We start from the raw sequence: 21037 nt of genomic DNA on the forward strand, positions 1-21037 counted from the left end.
AGATAAACCGGATTGGAAAGGCGTGCCGACAGATTCGGCGCGCGTTCGAGTTCGGTCTCGCGGGCCACGTCGTAGACGCGCGCGGTCAGGGTTTTCTTCAGGTAGTCGTGGGAAGCCATGCGGGTGGCGCGGTGCGCTTTGCGAGACAGGAAAGGGTCAATGATAGCGCCAACGGTGCGCGCTCTGGCCTTCAGCGTATCGGCGGGAGCCGTCCGCCAAGGCCCACCCGACCGTTCGGTTGGAGAATTGTTCGCGTGCGCCTGCAGGCGCCGTTCTGCGCAAAAACGCTCAAAGTCCCGCCACAGCTCCGATTTCAGGCGTCAACGCGTGGCTGGATCATGGGGTAGAATTCCATTTTGGAATAAGGATCGGAAGATGCACTGGCAGCCTCGGATCGCCCATTTGATGCCCGTCCCGCGTGAGTCTTGCCCCGCGGCGGAGCGTCACGTCCGTCAGGCACGATCGTGTAGCTGTCTCTGAGCGCCGTGAAGCGACTGATGTGGGTAGGCCGTCGGTTGCGCTTCGCTCCCCAAGAAGATTTCCAGCATTGCGCCCACGCGCACCGTCCGCCGACGCCTCACCAATGAGCGCGCCCGGTTGACCCACCGAGTCGTCCGAACATGAACGCACCTCAAGTTTTCGATCCGCACGGGGCCGCCATTGCGGTGGCCGCCGATCCCGAAGCGCGTTTGCGCGAAATTCCCTATAACTACACGTCGTTTTCCGACCGCGAAATCGTCATCCGCCTGCTAGGCGACGAAGCCTGGGCGGCTTTGGCCGAACTGCGCGCGGAACGCCGCACCGGCCGCTCGGCGCGGATGCTGTACGAAGTGCTCGGCGACATCTGGGTCGTGCGCCGCAATCCTTACCTGCAAGACGACCTGCTCGACAATCCGAAGCGCCGCGCGCTGCTGATCGAGGCGTTGCATCACCGTCTGACCGAGATCGAGAAGCGCCGTCGCGCCGATCTGGTTGAGCACGGCGATGAAGCGGGTGTCGATCGGGCCGCTCGTGTTGAAACGCTGGTGGCGGCTGCGCGCCGCGCCGTCGATGATTTCGAGAGCGAATTCCAGAAAACCTTCGATCTGCGCCGTCGCGCGAACAAGGTGCTGGGTAAGGTCACGGAAAAAGACAACATCAAGTTCGACGGCTTGTCCCGCGTCTCGCACGTGACCGACGCAACCGACTGGCGCGTCGAGTACCCGTTCGTCGTGTTGACGCCGGATACCGAAGCCGAGATCGCCGGCATGATCAAGGCGTGTTTCGAACTCGGTCTGACGGTGATCCCGCGCGGCGGCGGCACGGGCTACACAGGCGGCGCGGTGCCGCTTACGCCGTTCTCGGCTGTCATCAACACGGAAAAGCTTGAACAGCTTGGCGCGGTCGAGATGACCGAACTGCCGGGCGTCGACCGTAAAGTCGCGACGATTTTCTCCGGCGCGGGCGTGGTTACTCGCCGCGTGACCGAAGCGGCCGAACAAGCCGGCTTCGTGTTCGCGGTCGATCCGACCTCGCTGGATGCTTCCTGCGTCGGCGGCAACGTCGCGATGAACGCGGGCGGCAAGAAAGCGGTGTTGTGGGGCACGGCGCTCGACAACCTCGCCTGGTGGCGCATGGTCGACCCGGAAGGGAACTGGCTCGAAGTCACGCGTCTGGACCACAACCTCGGCAAGATTCACGACATCGAAGTCGCGCGTTTCGAACTGAAGTGGTTCGACGGTAGCTACGCGCCGGGCGAAAAGCTGCTGCGCACGGAAGCGCTCGATATCAAGGGCCGCGTGTTCCGTAAGGAAGGTCTTGGCAAGGACGTGACCGACAAATTCCTGGCCGGCTTGCCGGGTGTGCAGAAGGAAGGTTGCGATGGCCTGATCACGTCGGCGCGCTGGGTGCTGCACAAGATGCCCGCCCATACGCGTACGGTTTGCCTCGAATTCTTCGGCCAGGCCCGTGAAGCGATTCCGAGCATCGTCGAGATCAAAGATTATCTGTTCGAAACGTCGAAGCAGGGCGGCGCGATTCTCGCCGGTCTCGAGCATCTGGACGAGCGCTATCTGCGCGCGGTCGGTTATGCGACCAAGAGCAAGCGCAACGCGTTTCCGAAGATGGTGCTGATTGGCGACATCGTCGGCGACGATGCGGATGCGGTGGCGCAAGCCACCTCGGAAGTCGTGCGCATGGCTAACGGCAAGAGCGGCGAAGGCTTTGTCGCGGTCAACGCGGAAGCGCGCAAGCGTTTCTGGCTCGACCGCAGCCGTACCGCGGCGATTGCCAAGCATACCAACGCGTTCAAGATCAACGAAGACGTGGTGATCCCGCTCGACCGCATGGGCGAGTACACCGACGGCATCGAACGCATCAACATCGAGCTGTCGATCAAGAACAAGCTGCAACTGGTCGACGCGCTGGAAGCGTTCTTCAAGGGCGGCAAGCTGCCGCTCGGCAAGAGCGACGACGCCAACGAAATCCCGAGCGCGGAGTTGCTCGAAGATCGCGTGCAACAGGCGCTTGATCTGCTGAAGAAAGTGCGTGCGCGCTGGGAGTTCCTGCGCGACAAGCTCGATCTGTCCTTGCGCGAGGCGCAGCATTATCTGGTCGGCCTTGGCTACGAGGGGCTGGCGGAGAAGTTCGCCGATCGCGTCGACGCGCAGCCGGATGCGACCGTGTTCCATATCACGCAAGACCGTACGGTGCGCGTGTCGTGGAAGGCGGAGATCCGCGCCGAACTGCGTCAGATCTTCAATGGCGGCGAATTCAAGCCGATCCTGGAGGAAGCCCAGGCGATCCACAAGAAGGTATTGCGTGGGCGTGTGTTCGTCGCGCTGCATATGCACGCGGGCGACGGTAATGTTCACACGAACCTGCCGGTCAACTCCGACAACTACGAGATGCTGCAAGACGCCCATACGGCGGTCGCGCGCATCATGAAGCTGGCGCGTTCGCTCGACGGCGTGATTTCCGGCGAGCACGGCATCGGCATTACGAAGCTCGAGTTCCTGACCGACGACGAGATCGGTGAATTCCGCGCGTACAAGCAACGCGTCGATCCGCATGGCCGCTTCAACGCGGGCAAGCTGCTCGAAGGCGCCGATCTGCGTAACGCGTACACGCCGAGCTTCGGCCTGATGGGTTACGAATCGCTGATCATGCAGCAGTCCGATATCGGCGCGATTTCCGAGTCGATCAAAGACTGTTTGCGTTGCGGCAAGTGCAAGCCGGTGTGTGCGACCCACGTGCCGCGTGCGAACCTGCTGTACAGCCCGCGCAACAAGATTCTCGCCACCTCCTTGCTGGTCGAGGCGTTCCTGTACGAGGAGCAGACCCGCCGCGGCGTGTCGATCAAGCACTGGGACGAGTTCAACGATGTCGCCGATCACTGCACCGTCTGTCACAAGTGCGTGACGCCGTGTCCGGTGAAGATCGACTTCGGCGATGTGACGATGAACATGCGCAACCTGCTGCGCAAGATGGGCAAGAAGAAGTTCAATCCGGGCAACGCAGCCGGCATGTTCTTCCTGAACGCTACCAATCCGCAGACCATCAATCTCGCGCGCACCGCGATGATGGGCATTGGCTACAAGGCGCAGCGCTTCGGCAACGACGTGCTGAAGAAGTTCACGAAGAAGCAGACGGCGCACCCGCCGGCAACCGTCGGCAAGCCGCCGGTCACGCAGCAGGTGATCCACTTCATGAACAAGAAGATGCCGGGCAATCTGCCGAAGAAAACCGCTCGCGCGTTGCTGGATATCGAGGACAACAAGATCGTCCCGATCATCCGCAATCCGAAGACGACCACTGCCGATACGGAAGCGGTGTTCTACTTCCCCGGCTGCGGCTCCGAACGGCTGTTCTCGCAGGTCGGCCTGGCGACGCAAGCCATGCTGTGGGAAGCGGGCGTGCAAACCGTGCTGCCGCCGGGCTATCTGTGCTGTGGCTATCCGCAGCGCGGCTCGGGCCAGTTCGACAAGGCCGAGCAGATCGTCACGGACAACCGTGTGCTGTTCCACCGCGTCGCGAACACGCTGAACTATCTCGACATCAAGACGGTGGTGGTGTCGTGCGGTACGTGTTACGACCAGCTCGCCGGCTACGAATTCGAGAAGATCTTCCCGGGCTGCCGGATCATCGACATCCACGAGTTTCTGCTGGAGAAAGGGATCAAGCTCGAAGGCGTGAGCGGCGTGCGCTACATGTATCACGATCCGTGCCACTCGCCGATCAAGACGATGGACCCGGTCAAGCTCGTCAACCAGCTGATGGGGGCGGAGAACGACGGCTACAAGATCGAGAAGAACGATCGCTGCTGTGGCGAATCCGGCACACTCGCGGTGACGCGCCCGGACATTTCGACGCAAGTCCGTTTCCGCAAGGAAGAGGAAATGCGCAAGGGCGCGGCGAAGCTGCGTGGCATTCCGTTAGTTGGCGAAGCTGGAGCGAACGCGATTAATACGGCCAATGCGTCGGCCGGCGCGGCGGGTGCGCCGAACGGCTCCGTGCTCAAGGCGGGTGACGGGCCGCAACCGAATGGCGCCACCGAAGTGAAGATCCTGACGAGTTGCCCGTCCTGCCTGCAAGGCCTGTCGCGCTACAACGAAGACGCGGGCACTGAAGCGGACTACATCGTCGTCGAGATGGCGCGTCACGTGCTGGGTGAAGACTGGATGGCGGACTACGTCCAGCGGGCGAACAATGGCGGAATCGAGCGCGTGCTGGTTTAATGGCACGACTGACGATTTTTGCCTGAGGACGACGATGGAATGCGTTTTTTGCCGTGAAGATGGCGGCGATGTGCTGTGGCAGGACGACACCTTGCGTGTCGTCCTCGCCGACGAACACGATTACCCGGGCTTTTGCCGGGTGATCTGGGGCAAGCATGTCGCTGAGTTTTCCGATCTCGCCGAAGCCGACCGCGATCGCGTGATGCAGGCCGTGTATGCGGTCGAGCGCGCGATCCGGCGCATTCTTCAGCCGGTGAAAGTCAACCTGGCCAGCCTTGGCAACCAGGTGCCGCACGTGCATTGGCATGTGATTCCGCGTTTTTCGAACGACGCTCATTTTCCACTGCCAATCTGGGCGCCGCGCCAACGCACGGTGTCCGAAGCCATGCTGTCGTCGCGCCGCGCGCAAGCTACCCTGCTGCGCGAAGCGGTGCGGCAAGAAATCGAACAAGCTCTTGGTTGAGCGTCCCCAGACCTGTCGCTTTGCGCCAGGTCTTCCGAGGGGGGAAAGAAAACTTGGGGCTACCCGGCGTTACGATGAATGCCCCCAGACCTGTCGCTTCGCGCCAGGCCCCCCGAGGGGGGAAAAGAAAACTTGGGACTGCCCGGCGTTTTCTTAGGCCCGGCGCTCACTTAATGAGGTCAACATGAGTGGACTGACTCCCGATACCCCGGTGCCGACCGGCGTGGTCGTGCATTCCAAATCGCGCGTACTCGAATTGCAATACGCAAACGGCGAAACGTATCGCCTGCCGTTCGAACTGCTGCGCGTGTATTCGCCGTCAGCAGAAGTGATGGGCCACGGGCCCGGCCAGGAAACTTTGCAAACCGGTAAGCGCGACGTCACGATCACGATGATCGAAGGCGTCGGCAACTACGCGCTGCAGCCGACTTTCTCCGACGGACACGCCACCGGCATCTATTCCTGGGACCTGCTGCACGACATGGCCGTCCGTCAGGATGAACTCTGGCGCGATTATCTCGCCAAACTTCAGGCGGCCGGCGTCGACCGCGATGCACCGATGGCGCCAGCCGGTGCTGCACACGGGCACTGTCACTGATACGATTCGCCCTGACCGCCGCACTGATGCGGCGCAACATTTCAGAATACGCGAAAGGACGAGCGCGATGAGCAAAACCCACTTCGGCTTTCAATCGGTCGACGAACAGGAAAAAGCGCAGAAGGTGGCGGGCGTGTTCCACTCGGTCGCCTCCAACTACGACTTGATGAACGACCTGATGTCGGGCGGGTTGCACCGGGCGTGGAAGATGTTCACGATCGCCCAGGCCAACGTCCGGCCGGGCTTCAAGGTGCTCGACATCGCGGGCGGCACGGGCGATCTGTCGAAGGCGTTCGCCAAACAGGCGGGCGAAACCGGCGAAGTCTGGCACACCGACATCAACGAATCGATGCTGCGCGTGGGCCGCGACCGCCTGCTGGACAAGGGGGTGATCACGCCGGCGCTGCTCTGCGACGCTGAAAAGATCCCCTTTCCGGACAATTACTTCGACGTGGTGACCGTAGCATTCGGCTTGCGCAACATGACGCACAAGGATGTGGCGCTGGCCGAGATGCGTCGCGTGTTGAAGCCGGCAGGCCGTCTGCTGGTGCTGGAGTTTTCGAAGGTGTGGGATCCGCTTAAAAAGGTCTATGACGTCTATTCGTTCAAGGTGTTGCCGTGGCTTGGCGACCGCTTTGCGAAGGACGCCGAAAGCTACCGCTACCTGGCGGAATCGATCCGGATGCATCCGGATCAGGAAACTTTAAAAACAATGATGGAACAAGCGGGCCTGGACGGCGTCAAATATTACAATTTGTCAGCTGGCGTGGTAGCTTTACATGTGGGGACCAAATACTAGGGTTCCTAACCCATCGTTTTTTAAAGGAAAGTACGAAAATGTCCGATTCAGGCGTGTTATCTCCCCGTAAGGTTTGGCGGTCGTTGGTGAGAAGAATCGGACTGATCGCGATGGTCGGTCTGATCATGGCCGGCTCTCTCGCCTCGCTCGATGCGGAAGCCCGCCGCATGGGCGGCGGCCGTAGCATTGGCCGTCAGTCGAACACGGTTCAGCAACAGTCGACCCCGTCGCAACCATCCCCAAGCAATCAGGCCACGCAGCAGCGCGCACAGCCGGCTCCGGCGCCCGCGCCGACTCCTGCCGCCGCGCCTAACCGCTCGCGCTGGCTCGGGCCGATCGCCGGTCTCGCGGCCGGTCTGGGTATTGCCGCGTTGTTGTCGCACTTTGGCCTAGGCGGCGCGTTCGCCGGCGCCATGGCTAATATCATCGTGATCGCGGTCATCGCGATGATCGGCATTTGGCTGATCCGCCGCTTCATGGGCCGCAAGCGCAATACGGCGCAACCGGCGTACGCCGGCAGCTCGCCATCGCTGAACGCAGGCGGTACCGGTTACTCGCAGGAACCGCGTTACACCGCTCCGCCCACCGGCTCGTACCTCGAACCGCAAGGCAACCCGCTGAGCACACCGTCCATCAACACGGCCCCGGTCGTGCCGGCCGGTTTCGATTCGGAAGCATTCGTGCGCAACGCCAAGGTGTACTTCGTGCGCCTGCAAGCCGCGTGGGACGTCGGCAACGTGGAAGACATCCGCGAATTCACCACGCCGGAAATGTTCGCTGAAGTGAGGGTCGATCTGTCGTCGCGCGGTGCCGAGTCCAATCAGACGGACGTGGTGCAGCTGAACGCAGAATTGCTGGGCGTTGAAGAACGCGCGACCGAATACTTCGCCAGCGTGCGCTTCTCCGGCCTGATCCGCGAATCGGCAGGTGCGGCGGCTGAGCCGTTCGTCGAGGTCTGGAACCTGACGAAATCGAACCGGCCTGGCGAAGGCTGGCTGCTGGCCGGCATTCAGCAGGTGGCGCAGCACTGAAGCACCAGCGAGACAGAGCCGAGACAGCACTGCTCGCCCTGACTTCGCACAAAGCATCGGCCGTTCGGCATAGCAGGCCGCGAAGCGAACGGACGTTACAATAGGAACCCGCGCGGGCACCTCGCCTGCGCGGGTTTTTTCTTGCCACTTTCAATGACCCTCGCCGCCAAGCCCTTCGCTGCTGCCGTCAATCACCTGCTCGCCCGCGAATCGTGGGCTCGAGAGCGCCTCGCCCCGTACGCGGGCAAGACCGCCAGACTGTCCTGTCCGCCAGTCGTGCTGATGCTGCTGGTGCAGCCGGACGGCTATCTGGGCGCGGTCGACGAAATCGATGCGCAACAATTCGATGTGACCATCTCGGTGCCGTCCGATGCGTTGCCGGCCTTTGTTCAAGGCGGCCAGGCCGCCGTGATGAAGCACGTCAAGATCGAAGGCGACGCAGAGTTTGCGACCGTGATCGCCAGGCTCGCCGAGCATCTGCGCTGGGAGCCGGAAGAGGATCTGGCGAAGCTGATCGGCGACGGTCCGGCGTGGCGGGTGGCGTCGGTCGTGCGCACGGTCGGCGAACACGCGCGGCGCACCGGCCGCAATCTGCTCGACACGGCTGCCGAATATCTGCTCGACGAAAATCCGCAACTGGTGCGGCGTGCCGCGCTGGAGGACTTCAACGTCGAACTGGCCCGCGCCCGCGATGCTTTGGCGCGCGTGGAAAAGCGCATCGAGCGTCTTGAACAGAAGGTCGAAGCCCACGGCGCCAATGCGCCGGGCGGCGCCGCTACGTTGCGCGGCACGCGCTAGTCATCGGGCACAACTATGCGTTTTCTGCGTTTCCTCAAGATTTTCTTTACGGTCATCCGCTTCGGTCTCGATGAGATGATGCTCAGCCGTGTCAACGACCGGCGTGTGCGTCTGCTGTTGCGTATCACCACGATCGGCCGCAAGTTCGACGCGCCGCCGGGCGTGCGCTTGCGGCTCGCACTCGAAAGCCTCGGGCCGATCTTCGTCAAGTTCGGGCAGGTGCTATCCACGCGGCGCGATTTGCTGCCGGTCGATATCGCGAACGAACTGGCGAAGCTGCAGGATCAGGTGCCGCCGTTCGACTCGGCGGTGGCGATCGGATTGGTCGAGAAGTCGCTTGGCGCCCCGGTCGACGTGCTGTTCGACGATTTCGAGCGGGTGCCGGTGGCGAGTGCGTCGATTGCGCAGGTTCACTTTGCGAAGGTGAAAGCAGGGCAGCACGCGGGCAAGGCGGTCGCCGTAAAGGTGTTGCGACCGAACATGTTGCCGGTGATCGACTCTGACCTGGCATTGCTGCGCGACATCGCCGTGTGGGCTGAGCGCCTGTGGGCAGACGGCAAGCGCCTCAAGCCGCGCGAGGTGGTTGCCGAATTCGACAAGTATCTGCACGACGAACTCGATCTGATGCGCGAAGCGGCGAACGGCAGCCAGTTGCGCCGCAACTTCGCCGGGCTCGATCTGCTGCTCGTGCCGGAAATGTACTGGGAATTCTGCACGCCCACGGTGCTGGTGATGGAGCGCATGGTCGGCGTGCCGATCAGCCAGGTGGAGACGCTGCGCGCGGCGGGTGTCGACATTCCGAAGCTGGCGCGCGAAGGCGTCGAGATTTTCTTCACCCAGGTGTTCCGCGATGGCTTTTTTCACGCCGACATGCACCCGGGCAACATCCAGGTGAGCCTCGATCCGGCGCACTTTGGCCGTTATATCGCGCTCGACTTCGGCATCATCGGTGCGCTGTCGGACTTCGATAAGAACTACCTCGCCCAGAACTTTCTCGCTTTTTTCAAGCGCGACTATCACCGCGTCGCCACGCTGCATCTGGAGTCCGGCTGGGTGCCGCCTACGACTCGGGTCGAAGAACTGGAAAGCGCGATCCGCGCGGTTTGCGAACCCTATTTCGACCGCGCGTTGAAGGATATATCGCTCGGCCAGGTGCTGATGCGCCTGTTCTCGACCTCGCGCCGCTTCAACGTGGAAATTCAGCCGCAACTGGTGCTGCTGCAAAAAACCATGCTGAACGTGGAAGGGCTGGGCCGCTCGCTCGATCCTGAACTGGATCTGTGGAAGACGGCCAAGCCCTATCTCGAACGCTGGATGAACGAGCAGATCGGTCTGCGCGGGTGGTACGAGCGGCTGAAGATCGAGGCGCCGCAGTGGAGCAAGACGCTACCGCAGTTGCCGCGCCTGATTCACCACGTGCTGGCCGCGCGCCACGACAATACGCGCGGCGCAAATGACGACATGATTCACCAGATTCTGCTCGAACAGAAGCGCACCAACCGGTTGTTGCAAGGATTGCTGCTGTTCGGCGTGGCAGTCGGTGTCGGCGCTGTGCTGGCGCGGGCGTTTCTGGCGTTCGCTAACGGCGGTTGATCCAGATCCATGCGAGGTATCCCATGAGCGACCCGAACCCGCCTTCCGCGCCCGATTTCGCGACCCGCGATCCCAACTCGCCTGAGTTCTGGGACGAGCGCTTCGAACGCCATTTCACTCCGTGGGATCAGGCGGGCGTGCCGGCGGCGTTCCAGTCATTTGCCGAAAGGCATCGCGACGCTGCGGTATTGATTCCGGGTTGCGGCAGTGCCTACGAAGCACTATGGCTGGCGCAGCAAGGTAATCCAGTCCGGGCGATCGATTTTTCGCCGGCCGCCGTCGCCGCGGCACGCGAACAGTTGGGCGCGCAGCATGCGCAGCTGGTCGAGCAGGCTGATTTTTTCGCTTACGAGCCGCCGTTCGCGCCGGCATGGGTCTACGAACGTGCGTTCCTGTGTGCGCTGCCGTTGGAGCGCCGCGCAGACTACGCGCGACAGATGGCCGAATTGTTGCCCGACGGTGCGTTGCTGGCGGGCTTCTTTTTCCTCGGCGCGACGCCGAAAGGGCCGCCGTTCGGTATCGAGCGCGCCGAACTCGAAGCGTTGCTTACACCGAACTTCGATCTGATCGAAGACGAAGCCGTGCACGATTCGATCGCCGTCTTTGCCGGACGCGAGCGCTGGATGACCTGGCGCCGCCGCGCCTGAAGGCGCCGTCGCGCGTGACGCTGGCTCGGACCGTACTTGATTCAATCGCGGCCGCCCCCATCTAATCGGACGGCGGTTGCGCATGGCGCTTGTCCCCAAATTCCGGGGGAGGGGTGTCGTTTGCGGCTATAATTCAAGGCTTTGCAAGCGTTTACAAGATTTCAGTAGGGAAAAGTTCATGCCGATCTACGCTTATCGTTGCGAGTCATGCGGCTTCGGGAAGGACGTGCTTCAGAAGATGAGCGACCCCCAGTTGACGCAGTGTCCCGAGTGCGGGAAAGACACCTTTCGCAAGCAGGTGACTGCAGCAGGTTTCCAGTTGAAGGGTTCCGGCTGGTATGTAACCGATTTCCGCGGCGGTAACAGCGGCGCGGGCGCGCCGGCCAAGCCCGACGCGAATGGCGCCTCGAATGCGAATTCGGGCGAAAACGCTACAGCCGGGAATGACGGCGCAGCGAAATCCGACACGGCTTCGGCCAACGGCACAGCCGCCGCCGCTTCATCGGGCGCAGCCGCAACGCCTGCCGCGCCCGCTGCCGCACCAGCCGCATCGGCGAGTTCGAGCGGTTCTGGCGGCGCCTAGTGGGACTGCCGCCCTCAGGGGCGGCGCACATGCCGCGCGTCGGGTATCGGCTCGCGCGGCTTTCTGGCGGTACACATGACGACGAAAAAAACGACGCTCAAATCGGTGTTCCTGACTGGCCTGCTGGTGCTGGTGCCTTTGGCTATCACACTGTGGGTGCTCGGCCTGATCATCGGCACGATGGACCAGACGCTGTTGCTGCTGCCGACCTCATGGCAGCCGGAGCGCGCGCTCGGTTTCCGTTTGCCGGGCCTCGGCGCGGTGCTGACGCTGGCGTTCATCTTTGTCGTCGGGTTGTTGACGCAAAACTTCATCGGGCAGAAGCTCGTGAAGTGGTGGGAAGTCGTGGTTGCTCACATTCCGGTGGTCGGCCCGATCTACACCAGCGTCAAACAGGTGTCGGACACCTTGTTGTCGAGCAGCGGCAATGCGTTTCGCAAGGCGCTCCTGATCGAGTACCCGCGCCGCGGTTCCTATACGATTGCGTTTCTGACCGGCATTCCGGGCGGCGACGTGGTCAACCACCTGAAAGAAGATCACGTCAGCGTGTATGTGCCGACTACGCCGAACCCAACGTCCGGCTTCTTCCTGATGGTGCCCAAGAGCGAAGTGATCGAACTCGACATGACGGTCGACGCTGCGCTCAAGTACATCGTCTCGATGGGCGTCGTGGCGCCGTCCGCGCCGCCGGCGCCGGTGGTGCGCCGCACGACAGTCGAGCCTCCGCTGTAATGCCGGTGCGCAGAGTTTGATTGCTGCGCGCCGTTCAACTAATGCAAAACGAAAGACAAACATCATGTCGATGAGATCTGAATACTGCGGTCTGGTGACCGAAGAACTGCTGGGCCAAACTGTCTCGCTGTGTGGCTGGGTAAGCCGCCGCCGCGACCATGGCGGCGTCATCTTCATCGACCTGCGCGACCGCGAAGGCCTCGTTCAGGTCGTCTGCGATCCGGATCGCGCGGAGATGTTCAAGACGGCCGAAGGCGTGCGCAACGAGTTCTGCCTGCAGATCAAGGGTGTGGTTCGCGCCCGCCCGGAAGGCACGACGAACGCCTCGCTGAAGAGCGGCAAGATCGAAGTGCTGTGCCACGAGCTGATCGTGCTGAACCCGTCGATCACGCCGCCGTTCCAGCTCGACGACGACAACCTGTCGGAAACCACGCGCCTCACGCACCGCGTGCTCGATCTGCGCCGTCCGCAGATGCAGCACAATCTGCGTCTGCGCTACCGCGTCGCGATCGAAGTGCGCAAGTACCTCGACTCGCTGGGTTTCATCGACATCGAAACGCCGATGCTCACGAAGAGCACGCCGGAAGGCGCGCGCGATTACCTCGTGCCGTCGCGTACCAACCCGGGTCAGTTCTTCGCGCTGCCGCAATCGCCGCAGCTGTTCAAGCAGCTGTTGATGGTCGCGAACTTCGATCGCTACTACCAGATCGTCAAGTGCTTCCGCGACGAAGACCTGCGCGCCGACCGTCAGCCGGAATTCACGCAGATCGACTGCGAAACCTCGTTCCTGTCGGAACAGGAAATCCGCGATCTGTTCGAAGCGATGATCCGTCACGTGTTCAAGGAAACGATCGGCGTCGAACTGGCCGAGAAATTCCCGGTCATGGAGTACTCGGAAGCGATGCGCCGCTTCGGTTCGGACAAGCCGGACCTGCGCGTCAAGCTCGAATTCACGGACCTGACGGATGCCGTCAAGGACGTCGACTTCAAGGTGTTCAGCACGCCGGCCAACACGAAAGACGGCCGCGTTGCGGCAATCCGCGTGCCGAAGGGCGGCGAGCTTTCGCGTGGCGATATCGACAGCTACACGGAATTCGTGCGCATCTACGGCGCGAAGGGTCTGGCATGGATCAAGGTCAACGAAGTGGCGAAGGGCCGTGACGGTCTGCAAAGCCCGATCGTCAAGAACCTGCACGACGAAGCGGTCAAGGCGATCATCGAGCGCACCGGCGCGCAAGACGGCGACATCATTTTCTTCGCGGCGGATCGCGCGAAGGTGGTGAACGACAGCCTGGGCGCGCTGCGCCTGAAGATCGGCCATTCGGAATTCGGCAAGGCCAACGGTCTGGTCGAATCCGGCTGGAAGCCGCTGTGGGTGGTCGACTTCCCGATGTTCGAGTACGACGAAGAAGACAACCGCTACGTCGCCGCGCATCACCCGTTCACGAGTCCGAAGGACGAGCACCTCGAGTATCTGGAAACGGATCCGGCGCGCTGCCTCGCCAAGGCCTACGACATGGTGTTGAACGGCTGGGAAATCGGCGGCGGTTCGGTGCGTATCCATCGTGAAGAAGTGCAGAGCAAGGTGTTCCGCGCGCTGAAGATCAACGCGGAAGAAGCACAAGCCAAGTTCGGCTTCCTGCTCGACGCGCTGCAATATGGCGCGCCGCCGCACGGCGGTATCGCATTCGGTCTGGACCGCATCATCACGATGATGGCCGGCGCCGATTCGATCCGCGACGTGATCGCGTTCCCGAAGACGCAACGCGCGCAGTGTCTGCTCACGCAGGCGCCGAGCGAAGTGGACGAGCGCCAGTTGCGCGAGTTGCACATCCGCCTGCGCCAGCCGGAACCGAAGGTCTAAGCGGGATCAAACTGAAGCTGTCTGAAAACGACAGCAGAGGTGACGAAAAAGCGAAACGAAAAGGCGCGTGATGCGCCTTTTTCGTTTTTTGCGTTACAGTCGAAGCAACCGGTCTCGACCGCTCATTGGACCACTCGCCGACATGTACCGCGCAAGCGTTGCGCCCAGTTTTTACGCCATGCCGAAACCGCCGAAAATCCCGCAATCCGTACTTGTCGTCATTCATACGCCCTCGCTCGACGTGCTGTTGATTCGGCGTGCCGATCACGCGGATTTCTGGCAATCGGTGACCGGTTCGAAAGACCAGTTCGACGAACGCTTCATCGAGACGGCGGCGCGCGAAGTGGCCGAGGAAACTGGCATTGTGGTCGGCAGCAAGCTGGTGCCGCAAAGCGCGCTATTCGACTGGCAGTACTCGATCGAATATGAGATCTACCCTCAGTTCCGGCATCGCTACGCCGAGGGCGTGATCCACAACACCGAGCACTGGTTCAGCCTGGAAGTGCCCGAGCAGTTGGAAGTGGCGCTCGCGCCGCGCGAGCACACCGCATTCCTGTGGCTGCCCTATGAAGAGGCGGCCTCACGCTGCTTTTCGTCGTCAAATGCCGACGCGATCCTGCAATTGCCGAAGCGGCTCGCTGGGCGCCTGAATGGCCGGCCCGAGGAGCGTGCCCGGTGAGCGTCGGCGGCGCGCGCCGTTTCGCGCGACTCCGGCAATCGCTGCTCGGCCGCCGCTACTGGCAGCGCTACCGCTTTACCAGCGGCAATGACGTCAAGCTGCTGCGTTCCGGCGACGAGTTTTTCGCGGCGCTGATAGAACGCATCGACGCGGCGCAGAGCGACGTTGTCCTGGAAACCTATATCTTCTGCGACGACAACGCTGGCCAGGACGTGAGCGCCGCGCTGGTTCGCGCGGCGGCCCGCGGCGTGAAGGTGCGCGTGATCACCGACGGCATCGGGACTGCGCGCCTGCCGATGTTCAATGAGTGGCCGCTCGCCGGCATCGACCATCGCATTTACAACCCGCATCTGTTCGGCCGCTTCGGCTTCTCGCGTACGCATCGCAAGATCGCGGTGGTGGACGATCGGTTCGGCTATTGCGGCGGCATCAACATCGTCGACGACTACGAGAACAATGGTGAGAAGCTGCCCTACCGGCGCTGGGACTTCGCGGTAGAACTGCACGGGCCGGTGGTCGCCGATATCCGCCAGGCGTTCGAGGTGCAATGGCGGCGCATTCACCTTGGGCATCGGCCGCTGGAGTCGCTTGAGCCTGATTTCGGGCCGAAGACCATGGCGTCCCTCGGCACCTTGCGCCGCCGCCGCCGCAATCGTAACGAGGCGCTATGGGCCGGCGGCCAGCCTTGCGTGGCCTTCGTCGCGCGTGACAACCTGATCAACCGCCGCGCCATTGAAAAGGCATATCTGACCGCCATCGGCCAGGCGCGCAGCGAAGTGCTGCTGGCCAATCCGTATTTCATGCCGGGCCGCAAGCTGCGGCGCGCGCTGGTATTCGCGGCGCGACGCGGCGTCGACGTGAAGCTCATCATCGGGCGCAAGGAGTTCAAAGCGCTCGATTACGCGGTGCCGTTCCTGTATCGTGCGCTGCTCAAAGCCGGCGTGCAGATCGCCGAGTACGAGAAAACCCTGCTGCACGGCAAGGTCGCGGTGGTGGATTCGAACTGGGGGACAGTCGGGTCGTCGAACCTCGACGCGCTGAGCCTGATGCTCAACAATGAAGCTAACGTGGTGCTGGTGAACGACCCGTCGATTGGTGCGTTGCGCGAAGCGATCCTCGTCGCGTTCAAGGATTCGCGCCGGATCGACGAGGCGCGCTACGAGGCCCGTCCGGCCGGCGAGCGGCTGCTCAACTGGCTGGCCTACACCGCTTACCGGGCGGCGATGAAGCTGTTGACGGTGGGTGGCTATGACTAGCGCTTCCTCCACACTCACGTAAGCGCAAGGGCGCGGTGTCAATGAAAGGAAGCAAAAGAAGGCAAACGCCTCTAAAAAATCTCCTTCCTCTGATTGACGGATGCCGCAGAATTGAAACCGGGTTAGAAACCGGTTTCTAATAAAGTCCTTGTTTCGCGGGCGGCTGCACTCAATAATAGTACGGCCGTTCGATTTTCTTTCGGTCACATTAGAACGGTAAAAAAGCTATGCGAAAAGGCGAACAAACACGAGTCGCGATTCTCGAAGCAGCACTTGATCTGGCAAGCCGCGACGGACTGGAAGGTCTGACGATTGGGCTGCTGGCCGAGCGCATGCAGATGAGCAAAAGCGGTGTGTTCGCGCATTTCGGGTCGCGCGAGGATTTGCAGGTCGAAGTCGTGCGCGAATATCACCGTCGTTTCGAAGACGAGGTGTTTTTCCCGAGTTTGCGTGAGCCTCGTGGATTGCCGCGCTTGCGCGCGATGATTTCCCGCTGGATCGAGAAACGCATTCAGGAAGTCACCACAGGGTGCATCTACATCAGCGGCGCCGTCGAGTACGACGACCGCGGAGACAACCCGGTGCGTGAGCAACTGGTGTCGAGCGTGACGATCTGGCGTGCGGCGCTCACTCGTGCGATTTCGCAGGCGATGGAAGAAGGGCATCTGCGCGCCGATACCGATCCGCAGCTGATGCTGTTCGAACTTTACAGCGTCACGCTCGGCCTGCATCACGACGCGCGCTTCCTGCACTTGCCGGATGCGGTGCGTCTTACGTGGGCCGCGCTGGAAAAATTAATTGTTTCGTATCAGAGCGAAAGCCGTTAGCAGAGCCGCCGAAATCAAGCAGATTCAGCGGCGCTGAAAGATCCGATCCACGGACTCAGCTAACGGCCTGGCTCCTTGTCAAACTTGGGAGAGAGAGTCATGGGACAGTACGCCGCGCCGCTGCGCGACATGCAATTCGTGTTGCACGAGCTGCTTAACGTCGAAGCCGAGATCAAGCAGATGCCGAAGCACGCGGATCTCGATGCGGACACGATCAACGCCGTGCTCGAAGAGGCCGGCAAGTTCTGTTCCGAAGTGCTGTTCCCGCTCAATCACAGCGGCGACCAGGAAGGCTGCACGTACGTCGGCGACGGCGTGGTGACCACGCCGAAGGGCTTCAAGGAAGCCTATAAGCAATATGTGGAAGCCGGCTGGCCGGCACTTGGCTGCGATCCGGAATACGGCGGCCAGGGCTTGCCCGCGTTCGTCAACAACGCGCTGTACGAAATGCTGAACTCGGCAAATCAGGCGTGGACGATGTACCCGGGTCTGTCGCATGGCGCGTACGAATGTCTGCACGCGCACGGCACGCCGGAACTGCAGCAGCGCTATCTGCCGAAGCTGGTCGCAGGCGTCTGGACCGGCACGATGTGTCTGACCGAGCCGCATTGCGGCACCGACCTCGGCATCCTGCGTACCAAGGCCGAACCGAACGGCGACGGCTCGTACGCGATCAGCGGCACCAAGATTTTCATCTCCAGCGGCGAACACGATCTCGCGGAGAACATCGTTCACCTGGTGCTCGCACGTCTGCCGGACGCACCCAAGGGTACCAAGGGTATTTCGCTTTTCATCGTGCCGAAGTTCGTGCCGAACGAGGCGGGCGAGCCGGGCGAGCGCAACGGCGTGAAGTGCGGCTCCATCGAACACAAGATGGGTATTCACGGCAACGCGACCGCGGTGATAAATCTGGACAACGCGAAGGGCTGGTTGGTCGGTGAGCCGAACAAGGGCTTGAACGCGATGTTCGTGATGATGAACGCCGCGCGTCTGGGCGTCGGCATGCAGAGCCTGGGCCTGACCGAAATCGGTTATCAGAATTCGTTGACGTACGCGAAAGAGCGTCTGCAAATGCGTTCGCTGACCGGCCCGAAGGCGCCGGAAAAAGCCGCTGACCCGATCATCGTCCACCCGGACGTGCGCCGCATGCTGCTCACGCAGAAGGCCTACGCCGAAGGCGCGCGCGCGTTCTCGTACTGGTCCGCGCTGCACATCGACAAGGAACTGTCGCACGCCGACGAATCGGTGCGTAAAGAAGCTGAGGATCTGGTCGCGCTGCTCACGCCGATCCTGAAGGCATTCCTCTCGGACAACGCGTTCGAGAGCACCAACCACGCCATGCAGATCTACGGCGGCCACGGCTTCATCACCGAGTGGGGCATGGAGCAATACGTGCGCGACGCGCGTATCAACATGATCTACGAAGGCACCAACGCGATTCAGGCGCTCGACCTGCTGGGCCGCAAGATTCTTGGCGATATGGGCGCGAAGATGAAGAAGTTCGGCAAGCTGGTGTCGGACTTTGTTGAAGCCGAAGGCGTGAAGCCGGAAATGCAGGAGTTCATCAACCCGCTCGCCGACATCGGCGACAAGGTGCAGAAGCTGACGATGGAAATCGGCATGAAGGCGATGCAGAACCCGGACGAAGTCGGCGCTGCCGCCGTGCCGTATCTGCGCACCGTCGGCCACCTGGTGTTCTCGTACTTCTGGGCGCGCATGGCACGTATCGCGCTGAACAACGAAGCATCGGGCGATCCGTTCTACAAGGCGAAGCTCGCTACCGCACGCTTCTACTTCGCGAAGCTGCTGCCGGAAACGGCGATGACGATCCGTCAGGCTCGCGCGGGTTCGAAGTCGATGATGGACGTCGAAGAGTCGCTGTTCTAAGGCACATACCTTTACGGCAAGCGCCACGCTCTCAAGAGGCGTGGCGCCTTCCACCGTCACAAGCCACACATCGCGAAACGTGCGAGACACATTCGCGACACTGCATAACTCCCCGGAGGAACGACGTGAGCAATCTGATCATTCGCAAGGTAGCCGTGCTCGGCGCCGGCGTGATGGGCGCGCAGATCGCAGCGCACCTGATCAACGCCAAGGTGCCCGTGCTGCTGTTCGACCTGCCTGCAAAAGAAGGCCCGAAGAACGCGATCGCCCTGAAGGCGATCGAGAATCTGAAGAAGCTGTCGCCCGCGCCGTTCGGCGTGAAGGACGACGCGCAATACATCCAGCCCGCCAATTACGACGACGACATCGAAAAGCTCGCCGAGTGCGACCTCGTGATCGAGGCGATCGCCGAACGCATGGACTGGAAGCACGACCTGTACAAGAAGGTGTCGCCGCACATCGCACCGAATGCGATCTTCGCGACCAACACGTCGGGTCTGTCGATCACCGAACTCTCGAACGGTTTCTCGGATGAGCTGAAGGCGCGCTTCTGCGGCGTGCACTTCTTCAATCCGCCGCGCTACATGCATCTGGTCGAGTTGATCCCGACCGCGACGACCCGTCCGGAAATCCTCGACCAACTCGAATCGTTCCTGACGAGCGTGGTCGGCAAGGGTGTTGTGCGGGCGAAAGACACGCCGAACTTCATCGCCAACCGCGTCGGTATTTTCTCGATCCTCGCAGTGGTGACCGAAGCCGCAAAGTTCGGCCTGCGTTTCGACGAAGTGGACGACCTGACGGGTTCGCGTCTGGGCCGAGCGAAGTCGGCAACGTTCCGCACCGCCGACGTGGTCGGCCTCGACACCATGGCGCACGTCATCAAGACGATGCAGGACACGCTGAAGGACGATCCGTTCTTCCCGGTCTATGAAACGCCGGCTGTGCTCGCTGAACTGGTGAAGAAGGGCGCGCTCGGTCAGAAGAGCGGCGGCGGTTTCTACAAGAAAGAAGGTAAGGCGATCAAGGTGCTCGACCCGAAGACGGGCGAGTATGTCGACGGCGGCGCGAAAGCGGACGAACTGGTCGGCCGCATTCTTAAGCGTCCGCCAGCAGAGCGTCTGAAACTCCTGCGCGAGTCGGAGCATCCGCAAGCGCAATTCCTGTGGGCGATTTTCCGCGACGTGTATCACTACATCGGCGTGCATCTCGAATCGATCGCTGACAACGCACGTGACGTCGATCTGGCCATCCGCTGGGGCTTCGGCTGGAACGAAGGTCCGTTCGAAGGCTGGCAGACGGCCGGCTGGAAGCAGGTCGCGGAATGGGTGCAGGAAGACATCGCGGCAGGCAAGGCGCTGTCGAACGTGCCGCTGCCGTCGTGGGTGCTGGAAGGTCCGGTTGCCGAAAAGGGCGGCGTGCATACGAACGAAGGTTCGTGGTCGCCGGCTTCGAAAACGTTTGTGCCGCGCTCGTCGCTGTCGGTCTACGACAAGCAGGTGTTCCGCGCTCCGCTGGTCGGCGAAACTTTGGCGGATCCGAAGACCTACGGCAAGACGCTGTTCGAAACCGATGCCGTGCGCGCGTGGGTCGACGACCGTGCTGGCGAGAACGACGTCCTGATCGTGTCGTTCAAAAGCAAGATGAACACGATCGGACCGTCGGTGATCGACGGTCTGACGCAGGCTATCGAACTGGCCGAAAAGGACTACAAGGGTCTGGTCGTGTGGCAGCCGACCTCGCTGAAACTCGGCACGCCGGGCGGCGCGTTCTCCGCAGGTGCGAACCTCGAAGAAGCCATGCCTGCGTTCATGATGGGCGGCGCAAAAGGCATCGAGCCGTTCGTGAAGAAGTTCCAGCAAGGCATGCTGCGCGTGAAATACGCGAGTGTGCCGGTCATCTCGGCCGTGTCGGGCATCGCGCTTGGCGGCGGCTGCGAGCTGGCGCTGCATAGCGCGAAGCGTGTCGCACACATCGAAAGCTACATCGGTCTGGTCGAAGTCGGCGTGGGCCTCGTGCCCGCCGGCGGCGGCCTGAAGGAAGCGGCACTGCGCGCAGCGGAAGCCGCGACGGCAGCCGGCGCGACCAACGACCTGCTGAAGTTCGTGCAGAAGTCGTTCGAAAACGCGGCAATGGCGAAGGTTTCGGCCTCGGCACTCGACGCCCGCGCAATGGGTTACCTGAAGCCGTCCGACACGATCGTCTTCAACGTGTTCGAACTGCTCGACATCTCGAAGAAGGAAGCGCGTGCGCTGTCCGCCGCGGGCTACCGTCCGCCGCTGCGTGTCACGCAAGTGCCGGTGGCGGGCCGCTCGGCGATTGCGACCATCAAGGCATCGCTCGTCAACATGCGCGACGGCCGGTTCATCAGCGAACACGATTTCCTGATCGCCAGCCGCATCGCGGAAGCGGTGTGCGGCGGTGACGTGGAAGCCGGCAGCCTCGTCGACGAAGAATGGCTGCTCAAACTCGAGCGTCAAGCGTTCGTCGATCTGCTCGGCACGCAAAAGACGCAGGAACGGATCATGGGCATGCTGCAGACCGGCAAGCCGGTGCGTAATTAAGCGA

Annotated in this window: 16 protein-coding genes; all 16 read left to right on the forward strand. The window is 62.0% G+C overall.

The window, feature by feature from the left end:
- Positions 1-620 precede the first annotated feature (620 nt).
- The 16 genes from KHO31_RS20585 to KHO31_RS20660 all read left to right on the forward strand — a co-directional run bounded on the left by KHO31_RS20585 (position 621) and on the right by KHO31_RS20660 (position 21033).
- A complete protein-coding gene (locus KHO31_RS20585; protein WP_211624054.1) occupies positions 621-4715 on the forward strand; it encodes a DUF3683 domain-containing protein in 4095 nt (1364 codons plus the stop codon).
- 34 nt (positions 4716-4749) lie between these two features.
- Positions 4750-5178 carry an HIT family protein gene (locus KHO31_RS20590; protein ID WP_201082826.1) on the forward strand — a complete coding sequence of 143 codons (429 nt, stop codon included), beginning with the start codon at positions 4750-4752 and terminating at the stop codon, positions 5176-5178.
- 184 nt (positions 5179-5362) lie between these two features.
- A complete protein-coding gene (locus KHO31_RS20595) occupies positions 5363-5776 on the forward strand; it encodes a gamma-butyrobetaine hydroxylase-like domain-containing protein (protein WP_211624057.1) in 414 nt (137 codons plus the stop codon).
- Positions 5777-5843: 67 nt separating this feature from the next.
- Positions 5844-6575, forward strand: coding sequence for a bifunctional demethylmenaquinone methyltransferase/2-methoxy-6-polyprenyl-1,4-benzoquinol methylase UbiE (gene ubiE, locus KHO31_RS20600; protein ID WP_153137354.1), 732 nt, complete (start codon positions 5844-5846; stop codon positions 6573-6575).
- A gap of 38 nt (positions 6576-6613) precedes the next feature.
- Positions 6614-7606 (forward strand): Tim44 domain-containing protein, encoded by a 993-nt coding sequence (locus tag KHO31_RS20605; RefSeq protein ID WP_201141721.1) that lies wholly within the window; start codon positions 6614-6616, stop codon positions 7604-7606.
- Between the two features lie 153 nt (positions 7607-7759).
- Positions 7760-8404 (forward strand): ubiquinone biosynthesis accessory factor UbiJ, encoded by a 645-nt coding sequence (locus tag KHO31_RS20610; RefSeq protein WP_201082837.1) that lies wholly within the window; start codon positions 7760-7762, stop codon positions 8402-8404.
- Between the two features lie 15 nt (positions 8405-8419).
- Complete coding sequence (gene ubiB, locus KHO31_RS20615) at positions 8420-9997, forward strand: ubiquinone biosynthesis regulatory protein kinase UbiB (RefSeq protein WP_201082848.1); 1578 nt, start codon at positions 8420-8422, stop codon at positions 9995-9997.
- Between the two features lie 23 nt (positions 9998-10020).
- The gene (locus KHO31_RS20620; protein WP_201082850.1) at positions 10021-10644 is read left to right on the forward strand and encodes a methyltransferase domain-containing protein; all 624 of its coding nucleotides are present in this window, start codon (positions 10021-10023) and stop codon (positions 10642-10644) included.
- 178 nt (positions 10645-10822) lie between these two features.
- Positions 10823-11227: an FmdB family zinc ribbon protein gene (locus tag KHO31_RS20625; protein WP_201082852.1), complete on the forward strand. Its 405-nt coding sequence runs from the start codon at positions 10823-10825 to the stop codon at positions 11225-11227.
- Between the two features lie 75 nt (positions 11228-11302).
- The gene (locus KHO31_RS20630) at positions 11303-11959 is read left to right on the forward strand and encodes a DUF502 domain-containing protein (RefSeq protein WP_074285450.1); all 657 of its coding nucleotides are present in this window, start codon (positions 11303-11305) and stop codon (positions 11957-11959) included.
- A 64-nt stretch (positions 11960-12023) separates the two neighbouring features.
- Complete coding sequence (gene aspS, locus KHO31_RS20635) at positions 12024-13823, forward strand: aspartate--tRNA ligase (RefSeq protein ID WP_201082854.1); 1800 nt, start codon at positions 12024-12026, stop codon at positions 13821-13823.
- Positions 13824-14001: 178 nt separating this feature from the next.
- Positions 14002-14502: a dihydroneopterin triphosphate diphosphatase gene (nudB, locus tag KHO31_RS20640; protein WP_201086655.1), complete on the forward strand. Its 501-nt coding sequence runs from the start codon at positions 14002-14004 to the stop codon at positions 14500-14502.
- The gene (gene clsB / locus KHO31_RS20645; RefSeq protein WP_201141727.1) at positions 14499-15758 is read left to right on the forward strand and encodes a cardiolipin synthase ClsB; all 1260 of its coding nucleotides are present in this window, start codon (positions 14499-14501) and stop codon (positions 15756-15758) included. The genes nudB and clsB overlap by 4 nt, the downstream gene beginning before the upstream one ends.
- 227 nt (positions 15759-15985) lie before the next feature.
- Entirely contained in the window at positions 15986-16585 is a 600-nt protein-coding gene (locus KHO31_RS20650) for a TetR/AcrR family transcriptional regulator (RefSeq protein ID WP_169490252.1), read from the forward strand.
- Between the two features lie 99 nt (positions 16586-16684).
- On the forward strand, positions 16685-18472 hold the full coding sequence (locus tag KHO31_RS20655) for an acyl-CoA dehydrogenase C-terminal domain-containing protein (protein WP_201082858.1): 1788 nt from the start codon (positions 16685-16687) through the stop codon (positions 18470-18472).
- Between the two features lie 125 nt (positions 18473-18597).
- Complete coding sequence (locus tag KHO31_RS20660; RefSeq protein WP_211624060.1) at positions 18598-21033, forward strand: 3-hydroxyacyl-CoA dehydrogenase/enoyl-CoA hydratase family protein; 2436 nt, start codon at positions 18598-18600, stop codon at positions 21031-21033.
- The last annotated feature ends 4 nt before the right edge of the window (positions 21034-21037 follow it).

Source organism: Paraburkholderia domus, assembly GCF_905220705.1.
GTDB classification, from domain to species: Bacteria; Pseudomonadota; Gammaproteobacteria; order Burkholderiales; family Burkholderiaceae; genus Paraburkholderia; species Paraburkholderia domus.

Coding starts and splice junctions, on each gene's coding strand:
- KHO31_RS20585 (WP_211624054.1), top strand. CDS start 621: ATGAACGCACCTCAAGTTTTCGATCCGCACGGGGCCGCCATTGCGGTG.
- KHO31_RS20590 (WP_201082826.1), top strand. CDS start 4,750: ATGGAATGCGTTTTTTGCCGTGAAGATGGCGGCGATGTGCTGTGGCAG.
- KHO31_RS20595 (WP_211624057.1), top strand. CDS start 5,363: ATGAGTGGACTGACTCCCGATACCCCGGTGCCGACCGGCGTGGTCGTG.
- ubiE (WP_153137354.1), top strand. CDS start 5,844: ATGAGCAAAACCCACTTCGGCTTTCAATCGGTCGACGAACAGGAAAAA.
- KHO31_RS20605 (WP_201141721.1), top strand. CDS start 6,614: ATGTCCGATTCAGGCGTGTTATCTCCCCGTAAGGTTTGGCGGTCGTTG.
- KHO31_RS20610 (WP_201082837.1), top strand. CDS start 7,760: ATGACCCTCGCCGCCAAGCCCTTCGCTGCTGCCGTCAATCACCTGCTC.
- ubiB (WP_201082848.1), top strand. CDS start 8,420: ATGCGTTTTCTGCGTTTCCTCAAGATTTTCTTTACGGTCATCCGCTTC.
- KHO31_RS20620 (WP_201082850.1), top strand. CDS start 10,021: ATGAGCGACCCGAACCCGCCTTCCGCGCCCGATTTCGCGACCCGCGAT.
- KHO31_RS20625 (WP_201082852.1), top strand. CDS start 10,823: ATGCCGATCTACGCTTATCGTTGCGAGTCATGCGGCTTCGGGAAGGAC.
- KHO31_RS20630 (WP_074285450.1), top strand. CDS start 11,303: ATGACGACGAAAAAAACGACGCTCAAATCGGTGTTCCTGACTGGCCTG.
- aspS (WP_201082854.1), top strand. CDS start 12,024: ATGTCGATGAGATCTGAATACTGCGGTCTGGTGACCGAAGAACTGCTG.
- nudB (WP_201086655.1), top strand. CDS start 14,002: ATGCCGAAACCGCCGAAAATCCCGCAATCCGTACTTGTCGTCATTCAT.
- KHO31_RS20650 (WP_169490252.1), top strand. CDS start 15,986: ATGCGAAAAGGCGAACAAACACGAGTCGCGATTCTCGAAGCAGCACTT.
- KHO31_RS20655 (WP_201082858.1), top strand. CDS start 16,685: ATGGGACAGTACGCCGCGCCGCTGCGCGACATGCAATTCGTGTTGCAC.